This is a genomic window from Hyphomonas chukchiensis, assembly GCF_000682695.1.
In the GTDB taxonomy this organism is placed as follows: domain Bacteria; phylum Pseudomonadota; class Alphaproteobacteria; order Caulobacterales; family Hyphomonadaceae; genus Hyphomonas; species Hyphomonas chukchiensis.
Window position 1 is genome coordinate 60,731 of record NZ_AWFG01000074.1, and the last position, 23,179, is coordinate 83,909.

The window sequence follows — 23,179 nt, forward strand, 5'->3', positions numbered from 1 at the left end:
CGTCGCCTAGAAAAACGGCTGCTTCTCGGCTGACATCGCAACCATCATCTCGTCGAACTCTTCCTGCACCTTGGGCCGCGGCTCGCTGCGCATGAAGCTGACGACCACCGTTGCCAGCATGCTCAGGAAGAAGCCCGGCACGAGCGCATAGATCGTATCCGACAGCGACGCGCCATTGATGGTGACCGGCGCATAGAGCCAGAACAAGACGGTCAGTGCCCCGGTGACCATGCCCGCCAGCGCACCATTGCGCGTGATACGGCGCCAGTAGAGGCTCAACAGGATGATCGGGCCGAATGCCGCGCCGAACCCGGCCCAGGCATAGCTGACCAGCGACAGAATGCTGCTCGACCGGTCAAAGGCCAGCAGGATCGCAATCAGCGAGACGACAAGTACTGACAGGCGTCCCACGAGCACCAGCTCTTTCTGGCTCGCTTCCTTGCGCAGGAAGGTCTTGTAGAAATCCTCCGTCAGCGAGCTTGATGAAACGAGCAGCTGAGAAGAGATCGTACTCATGATGGCCGCAAGGATGGCTGCCAGCAGGAAGCCCGTGATCAGCGGGTGGAACAGGACCTGCGAGAACAGGATGAAGATCGTTTCCGGGTCGGTCAGCTGGTCATTGATGTTCTGCTCGTTGACATAAGCCACGCCTGCCACACCAACGGCCACGGCGCCGAGCACCGTCACGAGCATCCAGCTCATGCCGATATAGCGCGCCGTCGCGATGTCCTTCAGCGAGCGGATCGCCATGAAGCGCACGATGATGTGCGGCTGGCCAAAATACCCTAGCCCCCAGCTGGCGGCGGATATGATCCCGATCACGGAGAGCCCCTGGAACCAGTTGAAGAAGTTCGCACGACTTGGCGCGTCGGCAACGCTGGCAGGCGGCGACGCCAGCACTTCCGTATGGGTCGCGTCAAACCCGCCAACCGCATTGATGGCCACGATCGGCACAAGAACCAGCGCCACAAACATGATACAGCCCTGCACGAAGTCCGTCAGGCTGACCGCCAGAAACCCGCCAAACAATGTATAGGCGACCACAACACCCGCCGTAACAAACAGGCCGAGCGTGTAATCAAGCCCGAACGAGGCTTCGAACAGCTTGCCGCCGGCCACGACGCCGGAAGACGTGTAGAGCGTAAAGAAGATGACGATGACCACGGACGACAGGACACGCAGCAGGTGGGAGCGATCCTTGAACCGCTTCTCGAAGAAGTCAGGAATCGTGATCGAGTCTTCCGACAGCTCGGTATAGACGCGCAGTCTCGGCGCCACGAGGCGGTAGTTGAAATACGCCCCGATCACCAGGCCGACGGCAATCCAGGCAGCACTGAACCCGGTCACGAACACAGCGCCCGGCAGGCCCATCAGCATCCACCCGCTCATGTCCGATGCCCCGGCCGACAATGCGCCCACAGCGGGGTGCAACTGGCGGCCGCCAAGCATGTATTCGGAAACGTCACTCGTCGATTTGCGGTAGGCATAAAGCCCGATGAGCATCATGAGGACGAAATAGAGGCCGAGCGAAATTATGGCTGCTATGTTCATGTAAACCTTCTTCTCTGTCGTCTTTATCTGCGGTGTGTGGGGACCGTCATGCCAGAAGCGGCGGGAATTGGCTAACGCAGCTCCACGGCGCGGTCATAGGCGGCTTGCGTCGTGCGGCGCATCAGCTCCGTCAGGGCACCGTCCGCATTCAGCGCTTCGAGCCCCGCCTGCGTCGTGCCGTTCTTGCTGGTGACCGAGTTGCGAAGCGTCTCGACGCTGTCTTCCGAGCCAAGCGCCATCTCGATGGCGCCCTGCATCGTGCCGAGCACCAGGTCACGCGCCTGTTCATGGGTGAAGCCCAGCGACTTGGCCGCCTCGATATAGGTGCGGGCGATCTCGAACACATAGCCGGGGCCACTACCGGCAACGGCCGTCACGCGGTCCAGCTTGTCTTCCTCATTCACCCACACAACCGTTCCGGCCCGCGCCATCAGCGCCTCGACCGATTGCTTGTGCGCGTCCGAACATTCCGGGCTGGCAAACAGGCCGCTGACGCCCTTGGCGATCAGCGCGGGCAGGTTCGGCATGATGCGAATAACCGGGCCGGCCGCGGTCGCCGTCTGAAGACGCTTGACCGAACACCCCGCTGCGATGGAGGCGACAACGCCGCCCTCTTCCAGCTGGTCGCGATAATCGGGCATGACGTCATCAACCATCTGCGGCTTGATCGCCACGATCACGAGGTTGAAACGCTCGGAGTCAATCGCGCTGCGCTCCTTCACGAGGCGGACACCATCCGGCACCTTCTCGGTATAGGGGTCCACAACGGTAAAATCCCAGTCCGGAGACTGCGCCCACTGCTCCAGCAGCGCGCCACCCATTTTTCCGCATCCGATCAAAAGTGCCTTCATTGCGATAGTCTTTTCCCATCATGCTCTTGTTAGTGGAATCGTCTGAGACGGTGTAAGATGCCTTCCTAGACATTTTTGTTTTGTATTCAAATTTTAATGACAGGAATTTCACACATAACGCGACCTTCCCTGCCGTAACCTCTTGTTCAACACCCTGTTATATATAATGTATTTTGCGCCTCGCAGGCCTCTGGCTGCAATTACATCCATGTTTTTGAGTCTGGCATGTTGTTTCCTGCTCAAAATACACCTAGTTCGAGGCCACAAACCTATGGAGCGAAATTTTGTCCCAAACCAAACGGATCGTCGTGAAAGTCGGATCGAGCCTCCTGGCCAATCCAGACCTGCTCACCCCGCGATGGGCATTCATCCAGCGGCTGCTTGAAGACATCGCGCTGCTGCGTTCAGAAGGCTACGAAGTCGTTCTGACATCATCTGGTGCAGTGGCACTCGGACTTAACACGCTGAATGTAAAGCCCGAAAATGCCGGTCTGCGCGACAAGCAGGCTGCGGCCGCCTGCGGCATGCCGATCGTGCTCAACGCCTACAAGCAGGTCGCACATGAATTCGGGTTCGACATCGCGCAAGTGCTCGTCACGCGCGGCGACCTTGAAGAGCGCCGCCGCTTCCTCAACACCAAGAACACGGTTCACCGTCTGCTGAACGGCAATGTCATGCCGATCGTCAACGAGAACGATACGATCACGACCGAAGAGATCCGCGTCGGCGACAATGACCGCCTGGCCGCCCGCATCGCCCAGATGATCCAGGCCCAGCATCTCGTCATCCTTACCAGCGTCGACGGCCTATATGACAAGGACCCGTCCGAGCCCGGCGCCAAGCTGGTCGAAGAATTGCACGATGTGTCCGAATACCTGTCCGTCACTGAAGGCACGAGCGCCCTCGGCAGCGGCGGCATGCTGACCAAGATGCAAGCCGCCAACATGGCCCAGAACGCCGGCTGCACCACGCTGATCGCAAATGGCGAGGCTGACAATCCCGTATCGTCCGTGCTCAAGAACCAGCGCCCGCACACCAAGTGTATCGCCAATACCGAGCCTGCCTCCGCCTGGACGGCCTGGCTCACCGACCGCCTGCAAATGGCCGGCAGCCTCGTCATCACCAATGAAGCCGCCGACGCCCTCGCCGCAGGCAAGCGCGGTGTCGAGCGTGCCGACGTGCAGTCCATCCACGGGCCCTATGTCCGCAGCGATGTGATCCACATCTATGATGAGGAAGGCCTCGAGCGCGCCCGTGGCCTGACGAACTTCTCGTCGGAAGAAACCATGCTGCTCGCCCGCAACCTGGATACGGAAACGACCAAACTGCTCGGCTACCATACAAAGGCAACGCTCGTGTCGCGTGACAATCTCGTCGTGCTCGACGAACGCCACCTGCCATGGGACAGCCCCGCCGAAGACGAAATGGAGCCTGTGGCGCGCTAGGCGTCCGGGCCCCTCGCCTCTTCCGGCGCAAGGTCGCCTATCTCCAGTATCGGCGCGGCATCCAGCCCATCTGCATGCATCATCGCGGCTATGCGCTGTACGGAGGAGACGAGCAGCGTCTTCTCCCACTCGGCCAATGCGTTGAAGGCGGATAGGAAGTTCTGCTGCAGCGGTTCCGGGGCATTCTTCAGCCGCGCGCGCCCGGCCTCGGTCACCACGACCTCGATCACGCGCTTGTCCTCTGCGCTCCGCTCCCGCGCAACAAGGCCTGCCCGCGCCAGCCGGTCCACAATCGACGTGATCGTACCCTGGGACAGGTTGACCGTCTTGGCGATATCAGTCGGCTTCTCCCGCCCCTGCGCATTGACGGCATGCAGCACCAGCAATTGCGGTGATGTCAGCCCGGTCTCTTTCAGCAAATGCTTGGAATAGAGATCGATGGCCTGCGTAATCTGGCGCAGTGATTTCAGGAGGTCGGAAGGATTGGTCATGGGTCTTCTGGTAAGGGCTGTAAGCCATGCCTGCAAGGCAGTCGCCTGCCATCCAGGTCTTAACGATCCGCCTTCAGCGCCTCGAATCCTGCCGTGATGAATTGCACGACATGCTCATACGCATCATCGAGGTCGTCCGAGTGACAAAGCCCGCGTGACAACTGGTCGATCCGTCCGGTCTGCGCAAAGGTCAGCGTCAGTGCACCCGAGAAACAATGGTAGGCCCAGAAGAGGGATTTCTCGTCCACCGGCGCAAGGCTCATCCGAAGCGCATCAATGAAGCGCCGGATCAGCGGATCAAAGAATTGCGTCATCAGCTTGCCGCCCCATTCAGGGGAATTGTTCACATAGGCGATGAGCGCGTAATAATGCTTCCAGCCCGACTCGGCGACATGCGGTCCCGTCAGCAAGGGCCCGAGATAGGCGCGCACGATGGCCTCCACACTGGGCGCTGCAGGGCTCGCCTCGGCCAGCACATCGGTCAGGGCTTTCAGGCGCCATCCGTTCAGCACATCTGCCCGGCGCATCAGCACGGCATCAAACAGGTCCTGCTTCTTGCCGAAATGATAGTTCGCCAGCGCCACGTCCACGCCCGCCTCGCGCGCAATCGCCCGCAGGTTCACGCCGTCATAGCCATGACGCGCAAACTGGGCTTCAGCAGCATCGAGGATAGCGGTGCGCCGGTCTGTCTTGATATCAGAGGTCATGAAGGCGCGTCATTCAGGGGCTCGTCCGCAGCAGATGTGCGATACTAACCGCGAAATCGCGTTTGTCTTGTCCTGAGGCTGGAAAAGCCTGCCCGGCACCCCGGACAGGCCAGTCAATTCCTACTGCTCTGCCGCCGGGGCCGATGCACCGCCGAGCGCCTGGAACAGGGTCACGACGTTCAGCGCCTTGACCAGTTCGGCACTGATCAGCTGCTGGCGCGACGTGTAATCGTCCCGCTGAGCATCCAGCACTGAGAGATAGTCGTCGATACCGACCCGGAAGCGCTCCTGGGACAGGTTGAGCGTCACCGACGTATCCTCGACCAGCCGGCGCAAGGCGTCGATCCGCTCGTCAACCGTCTGCGCCGTTGCCAGCGCATCGGCCGTCTCGCGGAAAGCCGTCTGGATCGCCTGCTCATACTGCGCCAGCGCAAGGTCACGGTTCGCCTTGGAGACGCCGAGATTGGCCCTGCGATTTCCCGCATCAAAGATTGGCAGGGATATCTGCGGACCGACACTCCAGATGCCGCCATCAAACAGGCCATCAAGTTCAGTGCTGGAATAGCCAGCCGATCCCGTCAGCGAAATGCTCGGGAAATAGGCTGCCCGCGCCGCACCGATATTGGCATAGGCCGCGCGCAACGACCGCTCGGCTGCCAGCACGTCCGGCCGGTTCAGCAGCAGGGCGGACGATTGCCCCACTGCCACCCGATTTACGACTGGCGATGGCAACAGCTGGGCCGACTCGGCAACATTGTCCGGCAGGTCCGTTCCGACAATATAGCGCAGCGCGTTCAGGTCCTGACGCACCAGCCCGGTATATTGGGCAAGCTGCGCACGGGCCGTCTCGACACTCGCCGATGCACGGCGCACGTCGATTTCGGTCACGACACCCGAGTCAAACATCTCATTGGTCAGATTCAGGGATTCCGTCTGGCTATCGATCGTGTCCTGGGCGAGACGCAACAGCTCCTGATCCGCCGCCAGCGTCAGCCAGGCCTGCGCTACCGACGAGATCAGCGCGATCTTTGTGCTGCGCTCGCCTTCAACCGTCGACAGGTAGTTTTGGAGGGCAGCCTCGTTGAGGCTCGCCACCCGGCCAAAGAAGTCGAGTTCAAAAGCCGTTACGCCGAGTTGGGCACTGACGCCCTCCTGTGAATTGGCTTGCTGCTCCAGCGCCACACTCGGGTCTCCGAATGTTCCGGCATCCTTCACAGAACCCGAGGCCGATACGGATGGCAGGCGTGCAGAACGCGAGATCCCGTACTGCGAGCGCGCAACTGCGATACGTGCCGTAGCCGCGCGCAGGTCACGGTTGTTCTCCAGAGCCAACGCGATGACGCGCTCAAGCTCCGGCGACACGATCAGGTCCTGCCAGCCAGTCACAGACACGGCATCCGCGCCCTGGTCTGCCGCCACCGGCAAGGCCGCAGGCACAGGCGCATCAGCCTGCTTGTACTCCGGCGCGAGGTTCACACACCCGGCCAGCACGGCCGACAGCATCAATGGCGCAACGCGCAGTCCGTTATTCATGATGCAGCTCCATTTGCTTGCGCAGGTGTTTTCGGGTTGCGTGTCGTCAGCTTACGAACGATCACGTAGAACAGCGGCGCCGCAAACAGGCCGAGCAGCGTCACGGCCGCCATGCCGCCCAACACCGTAATGCCGAGCGCTGACCGAGCCCCTGCGCCAGCGCCGGAACTCAGGGCCAATGGCAGGATACCAAAGCCAAAGGCGAGCGACGTCATCATGATCGGCCGGAAACGAATTCGGATGGCCTCCATCGTTGCCGGGATCAGCTCCTTGCCTCCCGCTTCCAGTCCGCGGGCGAACTCGACGATCAGAATGGCGTTCTTCGAGGCCAGACCGATGGTTGTCAGCAGGCCCACCTGGAAGAACACGTCATTCGACAGTCCGCCAAAGTGTGCGCCCGCCACCGCGCCCATCACACCAATCGGTGCAACGAGCAGCACCGAGATCGGCACCGTCCAGCTCTCGTAAAGAGCAGCAAGGCAGAGGAAGATGAAGAGGGCCGACAGCGTATAGAGCAGTGTCGTCTGGTTGCCGGAGCTGCGCTCCTGCGCACTGATGCCCGTCCACTCGAACCCGGTGCCTTTGGGCAATTGCCCGATCAGCTCTTCCATCTTGTCCATGGCAACGCCCGAGCTTTCACCCGGAGCGGCCTGTCCCTGAATGTTCAGGGCCGGCACGCCGTTATAGCGCTGCAGCAGGGAAGCCCCATACTGCCAGTCGGACGACAGGAGTTCCGACATCGGCGTCATCTCGCCTGAATTGTTGCGGACACGCCAGTCGCCAATCGCCTCAGGCTGCATGCGGAAAGGCGCATCGCCCTGCACGTAGACCTTCTTGATGCGGCCCCGGTCGATGAAGTCGTTTACATAGGAGCCACCGAGCGCAACCGACAGGAGACTCGTCGCATCCGACAGGCTGACGCCCAGCGCCTGCGCTTTCTGGTAATCCAGGTTCAGCTTGAACTGCGGGCTGTCTTCCTGGCCGTTTGGCCGCACGGCGTCCAGGCTCGGATCGCTTGCAGCCATGCCCAGCAATTGATTTCGTGCCTGGACAAGGGCCTCATGGCCGATACCGCCCGTATCCTTCAGGTAGAGATCAAAGCCGCTGGCCGTGCCCAGCTCGCGGATCGGCGGCGGCAGAACCGGGAAAACCGAAGCATCCGTACGCTGGCTGAACGTGCCAAACGCACGACCGACAATACTCGCTGCCGAGTCCTTTTTCGCGGTGCGCTCTTCCCAATCATTGAGGCGGATGAATGACATGCCGACATTCTGGCCCTGACCCGCGAAGCCAAATCCGGAAACCAGCATCGCGCCGGCCACATTGTCGGCTTCTGCTGTGCTGTAATAATCCCAGACGTCATCCATGACATCCTCGGTGCGCTGAAGCGTTGCACCGGCCGGCAGCTGGACGACCGTCATCACCGATCCCTGGTCTTCATCAGGCAGGAAGGAAGATGGCAGGCTCGTATAGCCCATACCCAGTGCCACAAGCATCAAGGCAAACACGCCCGCAAAAATCCAGCGGCGGCGCACGATGCGCTCCACCACGGATTCATAACCACTGCGCAATTTGTCGAAACCGCGGTCAAACAGGGCCGCGCCACGTCCGACAATCGATTTGCCATGCGCCGCATCCTTGTCATGCGATTTCAGGATTGTCGCACAAAGAGCCGGGGAAAGAATGATCGCCACCAGCACCGAAAGTGTCATGGCCGAAACGATGGTCACCGAGAACTGGCGATAGATCACGCCAGCCGAGCCGGGGAAGAACGCCATCGGGATGAACACGGCCGACAGCACGACCGCGATGCCGATAAGGGCGCCGGTGATCTGGTTCATCGACTTGCGCGTCGCTTCACGGGGCGAAAGCCCCTCTTCCGTCATGACGCGCTCGACGTTCTCGACCACCACGATCGCATCGTCGACAAGCAGGCCGATGGCGAGCACCATGGCAAACATCGTGAACGTATTGATCGAATAGCCAAAGGCCAGCAGCACGGCGAACGTACCCAGCAGGACGACCGGCACGGCAATCATTGGAATGAAGGCAGCCCGGAAGCTCTGAAGGAACACGAGGATGACGATAAAGACCAGGACGACAGCTTCCATAAGCGTCTTCTGGACTTCGTGGATCGATGTGCTGATGAAAGGCGTGGAGTCAAACGGATACACGACGGTCAGGTCGTCCGGGAAACTCCCCGAAAGTGCATCCACCTGCGCCCGTACAGCTTCAGCCGTATCCAGCGCATTGGCGCCGGAGGCCAGCGCCACAGCCATACCCGCCGCGGGTTGCCCATTATACTTGGCAACCGTCTGATAGTTCTCGCCACCCATTTCAACCCGCGCCACATCGCCGAGACGAACGGAGCCGCCCTCCGCAGTGGTCAGGATCAGCAGGTCACGGAACTGTTCCGGCGTCGACAGCAGGGTCTGCAGCGAGATCGTGGCCGTGATCGACTGGCCCTCAACCGCCGGAGCGCCGCCCAGCGAGCCCGTAGACACCTGGGCGTTCTGCGCGGTGATGGCCGCGATAACGTCACTAGGCATCAGGCGATACTGGTTCAGCTTGTTGGGATCCAGCCAGATGCGCATTGCATAGGCCGAGCCGAACAATTGCACGTTGCCGACGCCTTCGGTCCGGCTCAGGGGATCGATGATGTTGGTCCGCGCATAGTCTCCGAGGTCGATGGAATCGAACGTGCCATTGGGCGAAACGAGCGCGACAACCATCAGGAACCCGGCAGAGGCCTTGCTTACCACGACGCCCTGGCGCTGCACCTGTTGCGGCAGAAGGGGCGTCGCCAGCGACAGCTTGTTCTGCACCTGGACCTGCGCAATGTCAGGATCCGTACCCGTCTTGAAGGTCAGCGTGATCGAGGCGGCGCCTTGCGAACTGGACGAAGAGGACATGTAGTCCAGTCCATCAAGTCCGGTCATCTGCTGCTCGATCACCTGCGTCACCGTATCTTCAACCGCCTTGGCCGAAGCACCTGGATAGCGAGCGCTGATCGAAATCGTCGCGGGAGCAATGTCGGGATACTGGGATACCGGAAGGGACCGCAGCGCGATCGCGCCTGCAATCATGACAATGATTGCCACAACCCATGCAAAGATGGGGCGGTCGATAAAGAAATTAGCCATGAGGGATCAGCCCGCGTTCTTGTTAGGGTTTGCCCGCGGCCATATCGGCGCCGGGCTGCTGTGTGCCACCAGCCGTCTCGGCCATTGGCTGCTTGACGGTCACGGATGCGCCCGGCTGGATCTTCTGGAAGCCGCTCACGATCATCCGGTCGCCGTCTTCAAGGCCATCCGAAACAATCCAGTCACTACCGGAGGCCTCAATGATCTTCAGGTTGCGTACTTCGACCTTACTGTCTGCAGACACGACCATCGCGGTCGGATTGCCCTTGGTATCCCGGTTCACCGCAGCCTGTGGCAGCACGAAAACGTCGTCATAGGCACCGGCGCTGAAGCTTGCGTTCACATACATGCCGGGCAGGAGCAGCCCGTCCGGATTGGCGACAACGGCGCGGATGATCACCGAACCGGCTGTCTCATCGACGCTGACTTCGCCGAACTCCACCTTGCCTGGCTCCGGATAGACCGTGCCATCCTCAAGCTTGATCTTCACGTCGACGCTTTCGCCATCGGTCGACTGGATCCGGCCTTCGGCGACATCCCGCTTCCATTCCTGGATTTTCGAGCTGCCAGCCGTGAGGTCCAGGTAGATCGGATCGAGTTGCAGCACATTGGCCAGCGCTGTTGCCTGGTTTGCGGTCACGAGCGCACCCGGCGTCACTGTCGAGCGGCCGATCCGGCCATCAATGGGCGACGTCACTTTCGTGCGGGCCAGATTGATGCTCGCGCTCTGCACGGCGGCTTTCTGCATGGCGACGTCGGCTTCGGCCTGGCGCTGGGCCGCGACGGCCTGGTCATAATTCTCGCGGCTGACGGCGTTGATCTCGGAAAGGCGCTGATAACGGCTGGCCGTCTGGCGCGCGGCTTCAGCCGTGGCCTCGGCACGCTGAAGCGCGGCCTTGGCGCTGTTCACGCTGGCGGCGTATTCGGATGCATCAATTTGGTAAAGGGCTTGGCCGGCCGTGACCATCTGGCCTTCCGTGAAGAGGCGCGACTGGATCAGCCCTGTCACCTGGGGGCGAATTTCGGCCTCGCGATAGGCGCGGGCACGACCGGGAAGTTCCCGTGTGCTTTCTACGCGCGTCTTGTGGACGACCATGATGTCAACGGCGGGAGCAGGCGGCGCCTGTGGGGCGGCGTCTTGGGTCGAAGGACCACACGCGGCAACTGCGCTAAAAAGCGCAGTTGCAAACAACGCCCGGATATTATTGGAAAAATGTGGCATTAAACTCACCTTGATCAATCGCCGCTATGTATGTAGTGATTGAAATGTTAGAATGAACGTTCGAAATAATACTGCGCTGCAACAAATCAACCCCTAAAGGCAGAATTTTTCATGAATAAGCGGTCGCGAGATTGATGAGCCCACTGAACGAAACCGCAAAACTGTCGCGACGCGCAGAAGTCAGGCGCGCCCAAATCCTTGACGCAGCGGCAATTTGCTTTGTGGAACAAGGGTTTCACGGCGCAGGCATGGCCCGCATCGCCGAACAGGCCGGCATGAGCGCCGGGCATATTTATCACTATTTCGAAAACAAGGACGCAATCATTGAAGCCCTCGTTGATCGCGAATCCGAGTTGCACAGTGAAAAGATGCTCGGATTCCACGCCATTCCGCGTGACCAGCTGCTGCAGGAGCTGGTCGAGCGCGCCGATGAAGGCGTCCGCACGCAGACAGACCCCTTCCAGTCTGCCCTGAACCTGGAAATCATCGCCGAAGCCCAGCGGAACCCGCTCATCGCCGAAAAATTACGGGCCAATGACACGGAAACGCGGCTGGCCTTTCAAAAGCTGCTGGGCGAAACGCTGGGTCTGAGCGATGTCGAAGGCCGCGTTGAACTGATGTTTACCCTGTTCGGCGGCCTGCCCATCCGTATCCTGCGCAATCCTGACCTCGATCGCGAAGCCCTGCTCCGCTATCTCCGCAAGGTCATCCGCGCCGTCCTGGCAGACTGAGCAAACCGCCGGCAGGCGATTGCAACGCTCTCTGTATAATGAATAGCGCTCAGGAAGGCGCGTTGCGGACGCGGCGGTCTTCCTGCAGCGCATCAATCAGCCAGGCCCGCGCCGCCCGCCAGCCGCGCTTGACGGTCGACTCCGACGATCCCGTCACCTCGGCAATCTCCTGATGGCTCATCCCGGCGAAGTAGCGCAGCTCGACAATGTCGGCCTTTTCCTTGTCGATCGCCGCCAGCCGGATCAGCGCCTTTTCCAGAACGTCGAAATCGATCCGTTCACTGGTCACGCCTCCCAGCCGCGTCACCAGCGTCACCTTGTGATGGTGGCGCTTGTCGGTGTGCTTCTTGCGGGCATTGTCGATCAGGATGCGGCGCATGGCCCGTGCAGACAGGGCGAGGAAGTGCGTTTTGTCGGCCCAATCGATCTGGTCCATCTGAACCAGCCGCATCACGGCCTCGTTCACGAGGTCGCCGGTCGACAGTGAACTATTGCGTTCCGAGCGCAGCAGGGCCGCCGAAACCTGCCTCAGCTCGCTGTACAGCAATGTGAACAACCGGTCGCGCGCGACCATGTCCCCGGCCCGCCATGCTGCCAGCAATTGCTTGGCTTCAATCCCGTCTGTGTCCGCCACCACCCGTATCCTGTCGTCGTCCCTGCAATCAGTGAAACACAGCGCCGATCAAGATCAAGGCCAAAAAATAAATAAGCCCGGCCTGAACCGAAACGCTGCATCCCCGCGCCTCTGTCATTGGAACCCTGATGCAAGGAGCAAGCCAATGGACGAGACCCTGCGATCGATACCGGCCGAAGCATGGCCGCTGATCGACTTCCTTTTCAACGTGACATGCGTCGTCACCGCCATCTGGCTTGCCTGGACAGTCTTTGTCCTCTGGCGCCGGTCGGCCTCGAACCTGACGACATCCAGCGGGGCAAGTCCCAACCGCAAGGCCCAGCCCGATTTCCTGTCCGTCGACAAGAAAGCCCGCGCCGAGGCCATCAAACGCGGCGAGAGCTTCGACAAGGAACTCGACAAGCGCCAGCGCGACGAGGAGGTTCACGCCCGCCGCCTTGCCCGCGCCAAGGAGACGCGGATCAGCCGCATTGCCCGTCTGATCTCGCTGTTCATGGCCCTCTTCTCCCTCGCCACGATGGTTTCGGGCACCGTGTTCCAGGTCACCTTCATGGGCCGCATCTGGGAGCAATATTCCGCCAGCGAACGCTTGATGGGCGTCGTCACGGCTCACCCGATCGGCGTCGCCGTCACGGTCATCGTCATTCTCTACAACCTCGTCACCTTCGTCACCAACCGCAAATGGGAGGAGAAATAGTCATGGCATCCGAGCCAATCGTCCTGAGCGACCCGCGCATGCTCGCTGAATTCATGCGCCAGTCCGAATTCAAGGCCTTCTTCGAAAAGCGGTTTGCCGTCCCGCCGGACTATGCCGCACTCCTGTTCAAGAACGGCCAGCTGATCGACGCCTTCAAGGGCGGCCATTTCTCGGTCGGCGGTGTCGTCGACAAGCTCAAGGGCCTTGTCGGTGGCTCCACCCATATCGGCATGATGATCGCCGACCTGAAGCCCTTCTCGGTCCAGACGGCCCTCAAGGCCATGTCGAAGGACAAGGTCGAGATCGCTGGCGTCGCCACGCTCGAACTGCAGGTCGACCCCGACAAGCCGTCCAACATCCTCGGCATGATGCACGGCGTCACCCGCTCCGGCAGTGACCCCGAAACCCCCGGCCGCAAGGCCCTCTCCAAGGCCGACGTGCTCGATCGCATCCGCCCGCACCTCACCGACCGCGTCTTCGAGGCCGCCATCGGCCGCATAGATGCCGCACAGATACGCGGCGAAACCGGCCTGCAGGACAAGATCCAGGCCGACATCATGCTCGAAGTCGAGCGCATCGTCGGCGACCTCGGCCTCATTGTCCGGGCCGTCTCGCTCGAATGGGCCGTCAATACCGAGGAAGTCGCCGCCATGGAACGCGCCGAGGCCGACCGACGGCAGGACGCGCTCGATCACCAGCTCGAAATCATCAAGCGCGAAATCGAACGCGAGAATGACGCAACCGAAATCACGCTGAAATCGCAGGTCGACATCGCCAAGCTTCAGAACGCGTCGGAGGACGAGCTGAAGCATATGGCCCTCAACAGCGAGATCGAATTCCTCGATGCCCGCGAAGGTGCCAAGCGGCGCCAGGAACTGGAAGCCCTCGGCCACGAGATCAACACGCTCGAGATCGAACGCAAAGCCCGCTTCGACGACTCCCTCGCCACGGCCCGCAACGATGTCGACCTGCTCGAAATCCGCAAACGCCAGGCTGGTGTCGAAAGCGACATCGCCCTGATTCAGCAGAGCCGGGCCGACCAGATGCGCAAGTCCGGGGCCTTCACCGAACTGGAAATCACCAGCGCCGTCCAGAAACAGCAGGCCGATCACATCGCCCGCCTGCAGCAGATCGAGATTCAGGCCAACGAGGCCGAGGCCAATCTCGCCATCCGCCTCTCGGGTGCCACCACACAGAACGAAATCTCCGTTCTGGATGCCAAGGCGCGCGCCAAGGCCAACGAGATCAACGCCTTCAAGTCCATGTCGCCCGAACAGATCCTCGCGATCAATGCAGGCCTCTCGACAGACGTTGCCGCCGTGCTCGCTGAACAGGCCCGCGCCAAGGGGCAATCCTCCGGCGAGACCATGCAGGCCATGCGCGACATGGTGGAGGCCGCCACCGCCGCACAGATCCGGTCGGAGGAACAGGCCCGCGAAATGTTCCGCATGGGCATGGATGGCGCCGTCGGTGTCGCCCATGGCGCAGGCGGCAAGGAAGGCGGCTCCCCGGCCAGCAGCGGCTCCTCGTCCGCCGCAGCCACCACGATCGAATGCGCCAAGTGCTCCGCCGTGAACCTCGCCAAGGCGAACTTCTGCAAGCAATGCGGTCACAAGCTGCGGACATGACCCTGATGGCCCGTCCCCAGCCCTCAACCGCCTATCCCGCCAAGTGCTGCTTCAGGGCATCGCTCGACCGGGACGCGACCTTCTGCGACGAATGCGGTTCGCCGCTGCAGCGCTGCATGGCCACGGACGAGTGCGGCGGCCTGCTCGATGCGGCCGGCTGCTGCCCTGTCTGCGTCGCGCCGGAACTTAGCCTCGATGCCGGTTCGGCGACCAGCGTCAGGGTGGGCGGCACGCTCGCCTTGCCGCTGATCGTGTCGAACAATTCGCCCGTCGGTCGCCCCCTCTTCGTCGAGGAAATGCGGATACAGGGCGATGACGGCGAGCAGCGCCTTGTTGACCTCACCTTCCAGCGGCTGAATTCCGGCGGCACAGCCGAAGTCGGCCTGCGCACGGGTGTCCTCGAAACCGCAGGCCTGCACCGTTTCGACGTCCACATCACCGTCGCCACCCGCTATCTCTGGCGCGAGGAGCGCTACGTCTTCACCACGTCCATCGCCATTCCGGTCGATCCCGAAGGGCCCTCCGAGATCGTCCAGAACTACAATATCCAGGCCGATGCCATCGGCGCCGGCATGACCATCTACAACCCGACCCGCATCCAGAAGGAACGCGAAGCCGGTATCGCCACCCATGCCGAGCCGATCCGTCTCACCCTGCGCCGCGCCGATACGCTTGAGCGCACGCTCGGCCATCGCGGCTATGCCGGCAATCTCGCCGTCACCAAGTCGACCGAACTTGTCTGGCAGGGCTTCGACAAGGGCCACGCCCCGTATGACGGCCCCATCCGCACCCATACCGGCGTCCTCGGCATCGGCCGCGCCTCCAACGCCCCCGAAGGCGGCATGAATGATGTCCGCCTGCTGATCTCCCGCAAGGGCGAGATTGACGAGGATGCCTCCATTCACATCTCGCGCCGCCATTTCCAGCTCTTCATAGAAAATGATCGTCTCATGCTTCGCGTGGAGAGCCAGAATGGCCTCCTGGTGGGCGACCAGGCCCTGCGCCGCGGCAAGATGGTCGCGCTCCGCGATGGCGACCTGATCCGCCCCCTCGTGCGCAGCCCCGATGCCATCGCCCTCAAGGTCCAGTTCGAAACCCAGCACGATGAAGTCGACCGGATCATCCTGAAACGTCTGGTGGGAGGCCAATCATGAACCCCTGCGAAAAATGCGGCGCAGACCTGCCCGCCGATTCCGTCTTCTGCCCCAATTGCGGCAAACCCGTCCGTGACAGTGCCAACGCCTCGGTCGATCAGATCACGCCCATGACCGGCCTCATCACGCCCGATCCTGACAGTCCGACCGGCATGGAAACCAAGGTCTCGCCCACGCTCCAGTCCGGCCAGGTCTTCGCCGACCGCTACACGATCGACAGCGTTATCGGCCGGGGCGGCATGGGCGTCGTCTACAAGGCCATCGACAAGGTCTCGGGCAAACCGGTCGCGCTGAAGCTCATCAACGCCTCCCATCTCGGCGGCGAGCGCGCCATCAAGCGCCTGATAGAGGAAGGCGTCACTGCCCGCGATATCCGGCACCCCAATGTCGTCGCCGTCTATGACGTCGGCCTCTCGGGCGACCAGCCTTTCGTCGCGATGGAATATCTCGACGGCATTTCCCTGCGCAGCTGGCATGGCCGCGTCATGCAGCGCGGCGAGTCCGTGCCGCTACGCGTCGCCGCCCGCATCATTGTGGAAATCCTCGACGGCCTGCGCGCCGCCCACGATGCCGGCGTCATCCACCGCGACCTGAAGCCCGAGAACATCATTCTCCTGCACGAGCCGACCGACCGCTCCGCTCCGCTTAAGCTGCTCGACTTCGGCATCGCCCGCGCCGCCGGAAACCTCGCCAGTTCCTCCAGCGGCACCGGCCTCGGCACGCCCGACTATATGGCCCCCGAACAGCGCACCAATCCGGATGCCGCCGGCCCCTCGGCCGACCTCTACTCCATCTCGATCATGCTCTACGAACTGCTCGTCGGCGTGGTCCCCGGCCGGCACTGGCAGCCGCCATCGGGCGGACGCTCGGACGTGCCGCTCGAGGTCGACGCACTCATCCTCAAGGGCATGTCCGACAATCGCGACTCCCGCCCGCAATCGGCGGCAGAGTATCGCCAGGCCCTGATCGGCGCGGTCAACCGCATCCCGGTCAAACCAATTGATCCAAACCCGAACAAGACATCTGCAAAGCCGCTCATCTGGCTCGCGTCAGGCTCAGCGGCCCTCGTCGGCCTTGTCGTCGTCGGCATGGCCATTGCCAATAGTTTCAGTGGCTACGACGACAACGGGACTGTCACGCGCACGATTGATACGGGTGCTTATGATGACATCGACACAACTTCTGAGGACGACGTTCAGACCCTCACCTCGACTGTAAAGCCTCCGGTAAGCCCGCCTCCGAGCTCGCCCTACGCCTATTACAATGGCACATGGGCCGACGGCATCGGCGGCCACTACAATCTCCAGTTCAACAACAATGGCGCCTTCTCCGGCTCCGGCCGCGCCGCCGATGGCACGCCCATCAACATTCGCGGCGGCATCAGCGGACAGAACCTCCAATACGTCCTCAACGTGCAGGGCATGGATGTCGCCAGCGGCCGTGGCCTCCAGACCGACCAGTGCCACTTCAACTACCAGACCTTCGACAGCTACGGGAATCTCAGCCTGTCGGGCCAGTTCCACGTCAATCACGAGCCCGGAGGCCCCTGCCCATGAAACTGCTCCCGATACTGATTTCGGCCCTTGCCCTCACGGCCTGCAAGCCCAGCGCCGTCTTCGGCCCTGACAGCCAGAAGAAGGACGAGCTGCTTGGCGGCGAGACAGATGAACGGCCCGCCACAACGGCCCTCTATTATCCGACAGGCCACTGGGAAGACGGTCACGGCAATGACTGGGACGTCAGCGTCACCGGCGCCAACCTGAGCGCGACTCTCGGCACAGGCAATCTGGCTGGCATCACGATGACCGGCCACATCAAGGACGGCACGCTCGCTTACCAGATCGCCTACCCCGACAGCACACTCCTCGCCGAAGGCCAGGCCCGCCTTGTCGACGAAACGCACGCCCTGTTCGAAACCCGCAACATGGACGGCTCGCTCAACGCCCACGGCCTGCTCCACTTCAATCACCCGGCCTTCGTTCCGGTGGGGCAGCCCGTGGATCTTCGCCCGCAAGCCGTTGATCCCGATACAGACATAACAGGAGACTGAGAATGCAAAAGGATTACTCAAAGTACCGCACGGATGGCTGCCTGATCGAGGAAACGCCCAGCGCCGCACCCATGCTCAAGGCTGACAATAGCGGCCTGCCCGAACGCGTCGACCTGCGCGGCCTCTGCTCGCCGGTCGAGGACCAGGGCCAGGTCGGCTCCTGCGCGGCCAATGCCGTCGTCGGCGCCCTGGAATATCACCAGCGCCTGTCCAGGCAGAACCTGATCGATCTCTCCCGCCTCTACGTCTATTACAACGCCCGCAAGATCGGCGGCACGACAGACAAGGATTGCGGCACCTTCATCCACCATGTCATGGCCTCGGTCCTCGCCTTCGGCGCCTGCCCGGAACGCGCCTGGCCCTATCAGCAGGCCATGTGGGCCACCGAGCCGATCCAGGCCTGCTACCAGGGCGCCGAACAGTTCAGCGCCATATCCTATGCCCGCACGGGCAGCGGTCTCGGCGCCAAGGCCACCGTCGCCAATGGCCTGCCCGTCGTGTTCGGCATCAGCCTGCCGGAACAGATGCTGATGGTCGAAGCCCGCGACACCGGCCAGATCGCCAGCCCGCGCGGTGGCTGGCCCCAGCCGTCGGGCGGCCACGCCATGCTGATCGTCGGTTATGACGACGCCCGCGGCGCCTGGCTCGTGCGCAACTCATGGGGCGCCGGCTGGGGGGAACAGGGCCACCTCTGGATCGCCTATGATGTCATGGAGCATTACAGCCATCCCTATGGCTTCTGGACCATCGGCGCCATCGAGAGCCGGTCCAACTTCATGGTCAGCGGCCCGTCGCAACAGCAAGCCGTTGCCGCCGTCCGTGCCGAGGCACCGGCACAGGTGACCAGCGCCCTCTCCAACCTGAAGCGCAATCTCGGCGCCGACCTGGAATCCAGCCTCGAACAGGCCAAGCGCGGCATCCGCGAACGTCTGCGCGGGCCCGGCGCCGGTGGCGGCTATTGATCGGCTCGACCGCAGGACGCCAACGGACCGCCACACGACCGCTATGGAGATTAGCAGGCCAGGCGGCGGTCCTCCGGGCGTCCCCCACCCGGCAGGTGGGCCCCGGCACTTGTCCCCGGGGCCTCAATACAGAATGCGCGTAAATCCGGCAGACCGGGTCACACCGGTTGAAATTTTTCTGAATTCGCCCTCACCGTTGCGTCGCGCGGCGCGATCGGCAACACTCTCCGCCGGGATGTTACACATGTGGGGACATGACAATGAGCACGCCTGACCTCGACTCGCTGGCCATGGCCCTCTTCTCGGAAGCGCTGGACCAGCCCTCCGACACACGGCGTGACTGGATCGCCCTTCAGGCCGGCGGCAACATCGCCCTGCGCGACCGCGCGCTCGAACTCCTCGACGCCGACGGCTCCGGCAACATGTCCCTCAAGACAGGCGGCGCAGGGGCCGACGCAGCCCAGCCGCCCGCCCCCGAACGCATCGGCGCCTACCGCATCACCGGCCTCATCGGCCAGGGCGGCATGGGCGCCGTCTACGAGGGGACACGCGATTCCGGCGACTTCGCCCACAAGGTCGCCATCAAGATCATCCGCCCCGGCGTCCTGTCAGATGCCCTCATCGCCCGCTTCCGCCGTGAACGCCAGATCCTCGCCGACCTCGCCCACGCCCATATCGCCCGCCTCCTCGATGGCGGCGAGCTGGAAGACGGTTCGCCCTATATCATCATGGAATATATCGACGGCCAGCCGATCACGGTCTGGGCCGACGAGCAGGGCCTCGGCATCGACGACCGGCTCTGGCTCTTCAGTGATGCCTGCGCCGCCGTGCGCCATGCCCACCAGAACCTCATCGTCCACCGCGACATCACCCCCTCCAACGTGCTCGTGACGCAGGGCGGCCAGGTCAAGCTGATCGACTTCGGCATCGCCAAGCCGAACGACCTCGACGCGCTCGCCACCGAGCCCGGTGCAGGCTCCGCCTCGCTCATCAGCCTCAGCTTCACGCCCGGCTTTGCCGCCCCCGAGCGCGCGCAGGGCGCCGGCACCAACACGCTCTCGGACGTCTATTCCCTCGGCAAGCTGCTCGACGCCCTGATGGAAGACATGTCGCCTCCGGCTGACATCGCCGCCATCATCACCCGCGCCACCGAGATCGATCCCGAGAGCCGCTACGCGTCCGTCGATGCGCTGATGGAAGACGTCCAGAACTTCCGCACCGACCAGCCCGTCGAGGCCCGCGCAGGCGGCGCCGGCTACCGCATTGCCAAGTTCCTGAAGCGCCGCCGCCTCGTGGCCGCCGGCACAACGCTCGCCTTTCTCGGCCTCGCCACCGCCCTCGGCATCACCCTCGCGCAATACAACCGCGCCGAAGCCGCCCGCCGCGAAACCGACTACCGCTTCCAGCAGGTCCGCACCCTCGCCAAGTCGCTGATGTTCGACGTCTATGACAAGATCGACCTCGTGCCCGGCTCCACCGGTGCCAAGCTGGAACTCGCCGACGCTGCGCAGGCCTATCTGGATTCCCTCGCCGCCGACGAACGCGCCTCCGAAGCGCTCAAAATCGAAACGGCGCAGGGCTTTGTCCGCCTCGCCGAGATACAGGGCTCGCCGAGCTTCAGCTCGACCGGCGACATAAGCCACGCCGAAACCAACCGCCAGAGCGCCGCTGCCATCCTGAAACCGCTCGAAGCCAATCCCGACAAGAGCCCCGAACTCCTCCTCGCCCTCGGCGAACTCTATGCCGAACTCGCCAGCGCCTCCTTCTATATCGACTTCGAAACAGACCGCGCCATCGCCGAAGACCAGACAAGCCTCGACTACTACAAGGCCTATCTGGAGCAGCGGCCGGACGACACCAAACAGCGTTTCAAATACCTCGCCATCGACGGCGACCTCGGCTCCATGCTTTATCGCAACGGCCAGTCCGACGAGGCCGTCGCCCGCCTCGAGAGAGTCACATCGGAGCTGGAAGCGCTGCTCAAGGATCATCCGGACAATGTCGACTTCCTCTACGGCCTCGGCCGCACGCAGCGCATGCAGTCCGAAGTCCTGCTCAACACGGGCCACCCGCAGGAAGCCGTCGACGCCGCAACCGCAGGGCTCGCGACCATGGAGAAGATCCACGCGCTCATCCCGGCCGAAACGCTCGCCTACTGGCGCGGCGTCATCTTCGCCCACTGGCGCCGGGCCTTCGCCTGGTACAAGCTCGGCGAGCCCGGAAAGGCCGTCGAGGACTACCAGGCCGCGCTCGCCCTGCTCGACAGGCGCATCGCGCTTGATGCCGATGATGCCGATGCCAAGGAATCGCAGGCCATCCTTCTCGGTGAAATGGCCTACCCGCTGCTCGATCTCGGCCGTATGGAAGAAGCTGAGAAAAGCCTGCTGGGCGCCACCAAATGGTTCCAGGATCGCTACGAGAAGTCTCCCGATAAGGGCGCCTACCAGCGCAACATGCTGGTCCAGAATGTTCAGCTCCACGAGTTCTACAATAACTGGGGCGGTCACGAAGCCGAGCGCTGCTTCCGCCTCTCAGAGCTGAAGCGCTTCAACGACATCATGGAAGAGGCCGGCACAATGCTGGAAAGCGACCGGCCCGAAATGGCCGAATATTTCACCCAGCACCCGCCCTGCAAACAGTAATCAGAACATCACCGACAGGATCAGCCCGGCAATGACCACCACGCCGGCGAGCCCGCCCGTCATGGCCGCTTTCTGCCACATCGCGTGTACCCGTTCGAGGGACACGCTGCCCGTCTCCCAGCCCGGCACGGACGTGAACATGAGGCCCAGCAATCCGCCCCGTCCCTCAACCATGCCGAGGTCGACCAGCGGCAGGCCGGTCTTCTGCACGATCGTGTCCACCATCTGCCCCATCGTCTCCTCTGCCATGCCCGTCGCCAGCGCCCGGTCCTCGCCCAGCACGATCAGATCGCCATTGGTCAGCCGCAGGCCGTAATTGCGCTGCATGTTGGCCATGCCGAACGAGCGGAACGCCTCCAGCCGTGTCTCCACCGCCGCCACGTCCTTCACGTCCAGCGCTAGCCGCACACGCGCCTCATGCGCCATCAGCGACCGCCCCGCCGGCAGGTCCAGCACCAGCTCGCCCGGCGCAATCTTCACCCGCCACAGCCGCTTTGCCTGGCAGTCCCGCCAGACAGATCCTGTCAGCCCCAGCATCCATACGGGCAGCACAAGCAGAATCAGCCCCGGCCCCCAATTCCCCGAAATCAGCAGCGCCAGCACCAGCGCCGCCAGGAACAGTCCCAGGCTCGCCAACACCAGTGCCGCCACGTAACCGCCAACCCAGCCGGCCGTCGGCCGGTGCAGCACCGTATCGCCCTCAATCGTCGCTATCATCGTGCATTTTCCTCCCTGTCAGAGAGGCGCAGGAATGCCGCAAAACGGGTCGCCCCTACGGCAATCGAATGCCGGGTCTGGACAGGGCCCGCCAAAGCCGGGCAAATCATCTCCATGACAAAATTCTCCGGCCCGACCTCGAACAGTTTCATCTCCCAGCGCCTGCGCCTCCACTATGTCGACTGGGGCAATCACGACGCCCCGCCGCTCGTCCTCGTGCATGGCGGCCGCGACCATTGCCGCAGCTGGGACTGGGTCGCCGAGGAACTCAGCAAGGACTGGCACGTCGTCGCGCCGGACCTGCGCGGCCATGGCGACAGCGCCTGGTCGGAAGACGGTGAATATTCCGTCCGCGCCTGCGTCTACGATCTCGCCCAGCTGATCCACCAGCTGAAGTTCGATCCGGTCACCATTGTCTCCCATTCCTATGGCGGCGCCATCTCCCTGCGCTATGCCGGCATCTATCCGGAAAAGGTCCGCAAGATCGTCGCCATCGAGGGCCTCGGCCCGTCGCCCAAGGTGATCAAGGAACGCTTCAGCGACACGCCCGGCCAGCGCATGCGCGACTGGATCGACTCCAAGCGCGCCGCCGCCGGTCGCACCTCGAAGAAGTACGCGACGCTCGAAGACGCCTACCAGCGCATGAAAACCGAGAACAGCTACCTGACAGACGAGCAGGCCCGCCACCTCACCGTCCACGGCATCAGCCAGAACGAGGACGGCACCTATTCCTGGAAGTTCGACAATTACTTCCGCGTGATGACGCCCTATGACATCCCCTACGAAGACATCCAGACACTCTGGGAAGCCATCACATGCCCCGCGCTCCTCCTCTATGGCGAGAAGAGCTGGGCCTCGAACCCGGAGGAAGATGGCCGCGCCAAGCACTTCAAGGACGCCACCGTCAAGGTCTACGAAAACGCCGGCCACTGGCTCCACCACGACCAGTTCGACCGCTTCATCGCCGACATGAAAGCGTTTCTCTAACGCCCCACACCTGAACGCTGATGCTGAGCGAAGT

Annotated in this window: 19 protein-coding genes; 10 read left to right on the forward strand and 9 right to left on the reverse strand. The window is 62.6% G+C overall.

Annotation, left to right across the window (positions count from 1 at the left end; all coding sequences use genetic code 11):
- Positions 1-6: 6 nt before the first annotated feature.
- Both putP and HY30_RS16800 read right to left on the reverse strand, forming a co-directional pair.
- Complete coding sequence (putP, locus tag HY30_RS16795) at positions 7-1,551, reverse strand: sodium/proline symporter PutP (protein WP_034743553.1); 1,545 nt, start codon at positions 1,549-1,551, stop codon at positions 7-9.
- Positions 1,552-1,622: 71 nt separating this feature from the next.
- Positions 1,623-2,402: a pyrroline-5-carboxylate reductase family protein gene (locus tag HY30_RS16800; RefSeq protein WP_034743556.1), complete on the reverse strand. Its 780-nt coding sequence runs from the start codon at positions 2,400-2,402 to the stop codon at positions 1,623-1,625.
- Between the two features lie 284 nt (positions 2,403-2,686).
- Between HY30_RS16800 and proB the strand changes: the two genes are divergently transcribed.
- Positions 2,687-3,847: a glutamate 5-kinase gene (proB, locus tag HY30_RS16805; RefSeq protein WP_034743559.1), complete on the forward strand. Its 1,161-nt coding sequence runs from the start codon at positions 2,687-2,689 to the stop codon at positions 3,845-3,847.
- Here the strand turns inward: proB and HY30_RS16810 are convergent.
- The 5 genes from HY30_RS16810 to HY30_RS16830 all read right to left on the reverse strand — a co-directional run bounded on the left by HY30_RS16810 (position 3,844) and on the right by HY30_RS16830 (position 10,817).
- Positions 3,844-4,338, reverse strand: a complete 495-nt coding sequence (locus tag HY30_RS16810) for a MarR family winged helix-turn-helix transcriptional regulator (RefSeq protein WP_034743561.1) — start codon at positions 4,336-4,338, stop codon at positions 3,844-3,846. The genes proB and HY30_RS16810 overlap by 4 nt on opposite strands.
- Positions 4,339-4,397: 59 nt before the next feature.
- Complete coding sequence (locus HY30_RS16815) at positions 4,398-5,045, reverse strand: TetR/AcrR family transcriptional regulator (RefSeq protein WP_034743564.1); 648 nt, start codon at positions 5,043-5,045, stop codon at positions 4,398-4,400.
- A gap of 120 nt (positions 5,046-5,165) precedes the next feature.
- Positions 5,166-6,578 (reverse strand): efflux transporter outer membrane subunit, encoded by a 1,413-nt coding sequence (locus HY30_RS16820; protein ID WP_034743567.1) that lies wholly within the window; start codon positions 6,576-6,578, stop codon positions 5,166-5,168.
- Positions 6,575-9,721, reverse strand: coding sequence for an efflux RND transporter permease subunit (locus tag HY30_RS16825; RefSeq protein ID WP_034743570.1), 3,147 nt, complete (start codon positions 9,719-9,721; stop codon positions 6,575-6,577). The genes HY30_RS16820 and HY30_RS16825 overlap by 4 nt, the downstream gene beginning before the upstream one ends.
- Positions 9,722-9,743: 22 nt before the next feature.
- Positions 9,744-10,817, reverse strand: a complete 1,074-nt coding sequence (locus tag HY30_RS16830; protein ID WP_206741499.1) for an efflux RND transporter periplasmic adaptor subunit — start codon at positions 10,815-10,817, stop codon at positions 9,744-9,746.
- Positions 10,818-11,077: 260 nt separating this feature from the next.
- Here HY30_RS16830 and HY30_RS16835 point away from each other — a divergent pair, with 260 nt between their 5' ends.
- Positions 11,078-11,674, forward strand: coding sequence for a TetR/AcrR family transcriptional regulator (locus HY30_RS16835; RefSeq protein ID WP_051615619.1), 597 nt, complete (start codon positions 11,078-11,080; stop codon positions 11,672-11,674).
- A 49-nt stretch (positions 11,675-11,723) separates the two neighbouring features.
- On the opposite strand, the gene HY30_RS16840 is transcribed toward HY30_RS16835, so the two are convergent.
- Positions 11,724-12,308: an ECF-type sigma factor gene (locus HY30_RS16840; protein ID WP_034743572.1), complete on the reverse strand. Its 585-nt coding sequence runs from the start codon at positions 12,306-12,308 to the stop codon at positions 11,724-11,726.
- Positions 12,309-12,453: 145 nt separating this feature from the next.
- Here HY30_RS16840 and HY30_RS16845 point away from each other — a divergent pair, with 145 nt between their 5' ends.
- The 7 genes from HY30_RS16845 (at position 12,454) to HY30_RS16875 (ending at position 21,441) form a co-directional block, all read left to right on the forward strand.
- Positions 12,454-13,005: a hypothetical protein gene (locus HY30_RS16845; RefSeq protein ID WP_034743575.1), complete on the forward strand. Its 552-nt coding sequence runs from the start codon at positions 12,454-12,456 to the stop codon at positions 13,003-13,005.
- Positions 13,006-13,007: 2 nt separating this feature from the next.
- Positions 13,008-14,633, forward strand: a complete 1,626-nt coding sequence (locus HY30_RS20125) for a zinc ribbon domain-containing protein (protein ID WP_034743577.1) — start codon at positions 13,008-13,010, stop codon at positions 14,631-14,633.
- 5 nt (positions 14,634-14,638) lie between these two features.
- Positions 14,639-15,787 carry an FHA domain-containing protein gene (locus HY30_RS16855; RefSeq protein WP_162176968.1) on the forward strand — a complete coding sequence of 383 codons (1,149 nt, stop codon included), beginning with the start codon at positions 14,639-14,641 and terminating at the stop codon, positions 15,785-15,787.
- Positions 15,784-17,343, forward strand: coding sequence for a serine/threonine-protein kinase (locus tag HY30_RS16860; RefSeq protein WP_034743582.1), 1,560 nt, complete (start codon positions 15,784-15,786; stop codon positions 17,341-17,343). Before HY30_RS16855 ends, HY30_RS16860 begins: the two co-directional genes overlap by 4 nt.
- Entirely contained in the window at positions 17,340-17,837 is a 498-nt protein-coding gene (locus HY30_RS16865; RefSeq protein WP_034743585.1) for a hypothetical protein, read from the forward strand. Before HY30_RS16860 ends, HY30_RS16865 begins: the two co-directional genes overlap by 4 nt.
- Before the next feature lie 2 nt (positions 17,838-17,839).
- Positions 17,840-18,799, forward strand: a complete 960-nt coding sequence (locus HY30_RS19530; protein WP_051615620.1) for a C1 family peptidase — start codon at positions 17,840-17,842, stop codon at positions 18,797-18,799.
- A 260-nt stretch (positions 18,800-19,059) separates the two neighbouring features.
- Positions 19,060-21,441 carry a serine/threonine-protein kinase gene (locus HY30_RS16875; protein WP_034743589.1) on the forward strand — a complete coding sequence of 794 codons (2,382 nt, stop codon included), beginning with the start codon at positions 19,060-19,062 and terminating at the stop codon, positions 21,439-21,441.
- Here the strand turns inward: HY30_RS16875 and HY30_RS16880 are convergent, their stop codons facing one another.
- The gene (locus HY30_RS16880; RefSeq protein ID WP_034743591.1) at positions 21,442-22,158 is read right to left on the reverse strand and encodes a hypothetical protein; all 717 of its coding nucleotides are present in this window, start codon (positions 22,156-22,158) and stop codon (positions 21,442-21,444) included.
- A gap of 114 nt (positions 22,159-22,272) precedes the next feature.
- On the opposite strand from HY30_RS16880, the gene HY30_RS16885 reads away from it, so the two are divergent.
- Positions 22,273-23,145 carry an alpha/beta fold hydrolase gene (locus tag HY30_RS16885; RefSeq protein ID WP_034743594.1) on the forward strand — a complete coding sequence of 291 codons (873 nt, stop codon included), beginning with the start codon at positions 22,273-22,275 and terminating at the stop codon, positions 23,143-23,145.
- Positions 23,146-23,179: the final 34 nt, after the last annotated feature.

What these genes read in the sequence shown, in the direction of transcription:
- putP (WP_034743553.1), bottom strand. Translation starts at nt 1,551, where the DNA reads ATGAACATAGCAGCCATAATTTCGCTCGGCCTCTATTTCGTCCTCATG.
- HY30_RS16845 (WP_034743575.1), top strand. Translation starts at nt 12,454, where the DNA reads ATGGACGAGACCCTGCGATCGATACCGGCCGAAGCATGGCCGCTGATC.
- HY30_RS16835 (WP_051615619.1), top strand. Translation starts at nt 11,078, where the DNA reads ATGAGCCCACTGAACGAAACCGCAAAACTGTCGCGACGCGCAGAAGTC.
- HY30_RS16815 (WP_034743564.1), bottom strand. Translation starts at nt 5,045, where the DNA reads ATGACCTCTGATATCAAGACAGACCGGCGCACCGCTATCCTCGATGCT.
- HY30_RS16855 (WP_162176968.1), top strand. Translation starts at nt 14,639, where the DNA reads ATGGCCCGTCCCCAGCCCTCAACCGCCTATCCCGCCAAGTGCTGCTTC.
- HY30_RS16820 (WP_034743567.1), bottom strand. Translation starts at nt 6,578, where the DNA reads ATGAATAACGGACTGCGCGTTGCGCCATTGATGCTGTCGGCCGTGCTG.
- HY30_RS16875 (WP_034743589.1), top strand. Translation starts at nt 19,060, where the DNA reads ATGAGCACGCCTGACCTCGACTCGCTGGCCATGGCCCTCTTCTCGGAA.
- HY30_RS16865 (WP_034743585.1), top strand. Translation starts at nt 17,340, where the DNA reads ATGAAACTGCTCCCGATACTGATTTCGGCCCTTGCCCTCACGGCCTGC.
- HY30_RS16860 (WP_034743582.1), top strand. Translation starts at nt 15,784, where the DNA reads ATGAACCCCTGCGAAAAATGCGGCGCAGACCTGCCCGCCGATTCCGTC.
- HY30_RS16825 (WP_034743570.1), bottom strand. Translation starts at nt 9,721, where the DNA reads ATGGCTAATTTCTTTATCGACCGCCCCATCTTTGCATGGGTTGTGGCA.
- HY30_RS16810 (WP_034743561.1), bottom strand. Translation starts at nt 4,338, where the DNA reads ATGACCAATCCTTCCGACCTCCTGAAATCACTGCGCCAGATTACGCAG.
- HY30_RS16885 (WP_034743594.1), top strand. Translation starts at nt 22,273, where the DNA reads ATGACAAAATTCTCCGGCCCGACCTCGAACAGTTTCATCTCCCAGCGC.
- HY30_RS16880 (WP_034743591.1), bottom strand. Translation starts at nt 22,158, where the DNA reads ATGATAGCGACGATTGAGGGCGATACGGTGCTGCACCGGCCGACGGCC.
- HY30_RS16800 (WP_034743556.1), bottom strand. Translation starts at nt 2,402, where the DNA reads ATGAAGGCACTTTTGATCGGATGCGGAAAAATGGGTGGCGCGCTGCTG.
- HY30_RS16830 (WP_206741499.1), bottom strand. Translation starts at nt 10,817, where the DNA reads ATGGTCGTCCACAAGACGCGCGTAGAAAGCACACGGGAACTTCCCGGT.
- HY30_RS19530 (WP_051615620.1), top strand. Translation starts at nt 17,840, where the DNA reads ATGCAAAAGGATTACTCAAAGTACCGCACGGATGGCTGCCTGATCGAG.
- HY30_RS20125 (WP_034743577.1), top strand. Translation starts at nt 13,008, where the DNA reads ATGGCATCCGAGCCAATCGTCCTGAGCGACCCGCGCATGCTCGCTGAA.